General features: G+C 45.1%; 2 protein-coding genes. One reads left to right on the forward strand and one right to left on the reverse strand.

The window, feature by feature from the left end:
• Positions 1-319, forward strand: a 319-nt coding sequence (locus AC2VE5_RS28510) for an SRPBCC family protein (RefSeq protein ID WP_486890874.1), incomplete at its 5' end; no start/stop codon positions are given.
• A 318-nt stretch (positions 320-637) separates the two neighbouring features.
• On the opposite strand, the gene AC2VE5_RS28515 is transcribed toward AC2VE5_RS28510, so the two are convergent.
• Positions 638-1,021: flavin reductase family protein (locus tag AC2VE5_RS28515; RefSeq protein WP_486890876.1), on the reverse strand; the 384-nt coding region annotated here is incomplete at its 5' end.

The raw sequence follows: 1,021 nt of genomic DNA on the forward strand, positions 1-1,021 counted from the left end.
AATGAGCTTCTCAGCTCGTTCAGTTTTCGAAGTAGAAGAAAAGTTTCCTCAGGAAATACGTTATCAGTTAATTGAGGGAGACATGAAAGCTTTTTCTGGCTACTGGTGTTTAGAACCCTGGAGTTTATCTGACCCAAAAGCCGGAATAGATCTCATTTATGATTTTTGTGTTACGCCAAAGCGTATCTTCCCAACAGCTTTAGTCGAAAATATTTTGAGACAAGATATACCAGCGAGTATGTTAGCAATTCGTCAAAGAGTAGATGATATTTTTGGTTCTGTTGCTGAAACTGGAGAAGTCACAAAGACTGCTGAGTGATCCCCAAGTGCTATTTGAATCACAGAGCAAGTTTGCCTTTTGATTGAACCTCCTAGCCACTTTCAATCAGTAAAGAACTTCCAGTGACATTACTTGTCTTTTGTGTTATTACGGGCGACAAGGATTTTTTGACGCTGAAGCAATTTGGTAAGATCACTATCCTGTCTCCATCAGACTTTGCGGCCTATGAAGACCAGTTTGGGGCTGATTAGGGTGATTTGGCGAGGACAGTTTATGTTACCTGAGCTTTCTTATTCAAGAAGTAGGTGTAGGCATCAACAGCCAGGATTATTTCCTTACAGGTTAGCTCTGTGTCAGTTAGTAGTAAGTGCCAACCTTGCGGTGGTGAACTGCAGTCATTCCGGCAGATTTAGACACCCGACCTGAAGTCACCTGAGAGTAAACTAACCAGTGATCGCTGCACTCCATGCGGCTAAAGACTTCGCATTCTAGATACGCCAAGGCATCCACCAAGATCGGGGAGCCGTTCTCAGCCGGTTGGGTTTTTACGCCGGCAAAGCGGTCAGCACCGGGGGGAAAGCGCTTCAAAAAGTGCTTCATTAGTCCTAAATAATTTCCTTCTTCCAGGGCGTTTAAGACGAAGCGATCGCCCACCTGCATTAAAGATTCAATCGCCCGGTCTTTGGCAACGGCGATTGTTAAGCCCAGAGGCTCAAAACTAGCCTGGGAAACCCAGGAGGC

It is taken from the genome of Aliterella sp. E5.1, from assembly GCF_057473825.1.